The organism is Roseovarius dicentrarchi (assembly GCF_003316635.1).
Classification (GTDB): Bacteria; Pseudomonadota; Alphaproteobacteria; order Rhodobacterales; family Rhodobacteraceae; genus Roseovarius; species Roseovarius dicentrarchi.
In genome coordinates, this window is the sequence record NZ_QNQP01000053.1 from 1 (window position 1) to 3805 (window position 3805).

The window sequence follows — 3805 nt, forward strand, 5'->3', positions numbered from 1 at the left end:
ATTTGCCTCGCAGATCATGTCGAACCGCATCTGTCGTGAATATGCTGTGTTCCGGTTGCGGGGCTGCTCGGCGAACTGGATGCCGTTGTCAGTAAGGATGGTGTGGATGCGATAAGGTACGGCCTTGAGCAGGTGTTCGAGGAATTCCCACGCAGTCTTGCGATCTGCTTTTTCCACGAGTTGGGTAACTGCAAATTTGCTGGTTCGATCAATGCCCACAAAGAGATAGAGCTTTCCTTCCACGGTCTGAACCTCGGCGATGTCAATATGGAAGAAGCCGATAGGGTAGCGTTTGAACTTCTGACGCTTCGGTTTGTCACCCTCGACGTCTGGCAGGCGCGAGATGCCATTTCGCTGAAGGCACCGATGTAGCGCCGAGCGCGTCAGGTGCGGGATCGTGGGCTGAAGGGCATAGAGGCAGTCGTCCAGCGGCAGCAGCGTGTGCCGGCGGAACGCGACGACCATTGCCTCCTCTGCTTCCGTGAGAACGGTTGAACGCGGCTCCTTCGGCCCGGTCTTCTGATCCTCGACCGTCTGCCGTTTGCGCCACTTGGCGACTGTCTTGGGGATGATCCCGAGTTCTTGGCCTAGCTCCGAGAGCGAAGCTTGCGATCGCTGTATTGCTGCTCTGACGGCGTGCGTGGTCGTGGCGATCCCGTGACGAACTTGTCCCATAGTGCTTCCTTCCATTCCAAAGAATAGATCGCACCATTGAACTGGCCCCCTTTTCGACCGGACACTCAGGCATAACCATGGAGGCTTAGGGATATCCCTAAGGAACGTCTGAAAAACCTCGCACTCTGAGCGGGTTGGGATAGACTGGACAGGACGATGAAGGATGTGCCGTTATGCCCAAGCAACCCGCCTTTCCCAGCCTCCGCCATGCGATGAAGAAGAAGCAGACGCGCCGGGAGAAGTTCCTCGGCGAGATGGATGCGGTGGTGCCATGGGCACGATTGCTGACGTTGATCGCGCCGCATTACCCGAGGGTCGGACCGAAGGGTGGACGTCCGCCCATGCTGCTGCAGACGATGCTTCGAGTGTATTTCTTGCAGCAATGGTATGCGCTCAGTGACCCGATGGCGGAGGAGATGCTGTATGACAGCGACTCCATGCGCCAGTTCGCTGGGATTGAACTCGGCGACGACCGGATCCCAGATGAGACGACCATTCTCAACTTCCGTCACCTGCTGGAGAAGCACCAACTGACCGAGAAGCTGTTTGTTGAGGTGAGTGGCCATCTCGCGGACCAGGGCATCACGCTGTGCTCGGGCACGTTAGTGGACGCCACGATCATCGATGCGCCGTCGTCGACCAAGAACGAAGCAAAGGCGCGCGATCCCGAGATGTCGTCCACGAAGAAGGGCAACGACTGGTATTTCGGCATGAAGGCGCACGTCGGTGTCGATGCGCAGAGCGGGATCGTGCATAGTCTGAACACCACCACGGCCAAGACACACGACAGCCAGGTCTGGGACGAACTGCTGCACGGTGATGAAACGTCGGTCTGGGCGGACAAGGGCTATGTCAGCGCCACGCGGGAGGCCGTGTTCTCTGGTCCCGATAAGTTCTGGGGCGTCATGCGCAAGGCACCGAAAGGCGGTGCGCTTCATCCCATCGACGACGAAATCAACCGGATCATCGCCAAGGTGCGGGCACGGGTCGAGCATCCCTTCCGCGTGCTCAAGCGCCAGTTCGGCTACATCAAGACCCGCTATCGGGGTCTTGCGAAGAACCGCGCGCAGCTGTTCACGCTGTTCGCCCTTGGCAACCTGTTCCTCGTCCGACGAAAGCTGATGGCATGAGGCGGACTCTGCCCGAAATCAGGGCTTGGGCGCCTCAGGGCTGCCTATTCCGGCACTCCGAGCGCAAAATCGGGCCTCACCAGCAAAATCAAAGCACGATTGATCCTAAATCGGCGCAGCCGAAGCGGTAGATCAGACGCTCCCTAAGCATGTGCTTATGTCTGACTATGAAATCATCACCGATGGCGGCCGTCGGCGCCGCTGGTCGTCATCCGAGAAACTGCGGATCGTGGAGGAGACGCTGGACGAGACCGCCAGCATTTCCGCCGTCGCGCGCCGCAATGGCGTCACGCCGAACTTGCTGTATCGTTGGCGGCGTCTGATGCTGGAGGGAGGGGCCGTGGCCGTATCTGGGGACGATGACGTCACAAGCAATCGCGCTGTCCGGCAGATGGAGGATCGCATCCGCGAGCTGGAGCGCCAGCTTGGGCGCAAAACCCTCGAAGTCGAGATCCTGAAGGAGGCGCTCGACAAGTCACGCTCAAAAAAACTGACGTGGCTTGCGCAGTCGCAGCCGAAGGACGGTTCCCGATGAGCGCCGTGGCCGAGATCTTGGGCGTCTCCAGATCGAACCTGCATGCCCGGGCAACGGGAAGCGCGAAGCCGCGTCGGCGCTATCACAAAGCGCAAGATGCGGCGGTGGTGCCGTTGATCACTGCACTTGTCAACGGCAGAGTAAAAGTGGGCCAAATGGCAGCGCAAAATGTTGCCACTTTGGGGTTGGGATAATCAGCGTCCAGACGAGCGCCAGCATCCGGGCGGCCGCGCTTGTCATATAGCTGGCGGTTGCCCGGATGCTTTGGCCCGTCAGGGCCAATTGATGCTGATTGTGGTTTAGGTTTTGAGGGTTGCCTGCCGCTTTGCTTTGTCCAAGGCGGTAGCTTTCACCATTCATCTCGAGGATGTTGACATGGTGGGTCAGGCGGTCGAGCAGCGCGCCGGTCAGGCGTTCTGACCCGAAGGTTTCGGTCCATTCGTCGAATGGCAGGTTGCTGGTAATCAGCGTGGAACTACGCTCATAGCGTTGGGAGATCAGCTCGAACAACAGCTCAGCCCCAGTTTTGCTCAGCGGCACAAAGCCCAATTCGTCAATGATCAGCAGCTTGTAACCCACCATCTGCTTCTGAAGCCGCAGGAGCCTGCGTTCATCACGCGCTTCCATCAGTTCATGGACGAGTGCGGCGGCGGTGACAAATCCAACGGACAGGCCTTTTTGGCAAGCAGATAGGCCAAGGCCCAAAGCAACATGGGTCTTGCCAGTGCCTGAGGGGCCGAGTGCGATGACATTCTCGCGCCGGTCAATCCATTCGCAACGCGCCAACTCCAGCACCTGCATCTTGTTCAATGCCGGGATCGCCTTGAAGTCGAAGCTGTCCAGGCTTTTGACGGCCGGGAACTTGGCCGCCTTGATGCGCCGTTCGATCATCCGCCGTTCCCGGTCGATCATTTCCAATTCGACCAAACGTGCGAGGAGCTGAACATGGTCATGTCCCTCTGCTGCGCATTGGCGGGCCAGTTTGCTGTATTCCCGCAGAACAGTCGGCAGACGCAGCGATTTGAGGCGGTGATCCAGAAGAACTTGGGGAGCGTCGTTCATGCTGCCTGCCTCCGCTTCATCAGAGACATATAGCTGGCCGCTGACGTCGTGCCGACATTGGCCTTTGGCAGATACGGATAGACATCCAGATCCAGCTTGGGTGGCCGTTTCTCGACTTGGCACAGCACGAGGTGTTTGACGGCGTCGAACCCAATGGCCCCCATGCGAAGTGCGTTTTTGACGGCAACCTGCAGGTCTGTCATCTCGAATGTCTCCAAGAGCCGCAAGACCTGCACATACTCACGCCGACCGGCCTTGATCATGCGGGCTTCCATCAGGTACTGTAACCTGACGTCTGGAAATTCGCTCGAGGTGGGGGTCATGAGCCCCTGCTGGGGCGCGCCCCAGCAGGGGCTGCCCATTCTGGTATTCCATGGAGTTGCAAACCAACCATGGAGAAGAG

The 3805-nt window shown here is 58.8% G+C and carries 3 protein-coding genes and 2 pseudogenes; 2 read left to right on the top strand and 3 right to left on the bottom strand.

The window, feature by feature from the left end:
• Nucleotides 1–675, bottom strand: a 675-nt coding sequence (locus DQ230_RS16630; protein WP_113913678.1) for a DDE-type integrase/transposase/recombinase, incomplete at its 3' end; no start/stop codon positions are given.
• 173 nt (nt 676–848) lie between these two features.
• Between DQ230_RS16630 and DQ230_RS16635 the strand changes: the two genes are divergently transcribed.
• Complete coding sequence (locus DQ230_RS16635) at nt 849–1805, top strand: IS5 family transposase (RefSeq protein ID WP_113913679.1); 957 nt, start codon at nt 849–851, stop codon at nt 1803–1805.
• A 157-nt stretch (nt 1806–1962) separates the two neighbouring features.
• Nucleotides 1963–2492 (top strand): annotated as a pseudogene (locus DQ230_RS16640) (transposase); the annotation flags it as partial.
• On the opposite strand, the gene istB reads toward DQ230_RS16640, so the two are convergent.
• Both istB and DQ230_RS16650 read right to left on the bottom strand, forming a co-directional pair.
• The gene (gene istB / locus DQ230_RS16645) at nt 2470–3402 is read right to left on the bottom strand and encodes an IS21-like element helper ATPase IstB (protein ID WP_238987578.1); all 933 of its coding nucleotides are present in this window, start codon (nt 3400–3402) and stop codon (nt 2470–2472) included. The pseudogene DQ230_RS16640 and the gene istB sit on opposite strands and share 23 nt — an antisense overlap.
• Nucleotides 3399–3805: pseudogene (locus DQ230_RS16650) on the bottom strand (hypothetical protein); the annotation flags it as partial. The pseudogene DQ230_RS16650 and the gene istB, both read right to left, overlap by 4 nt.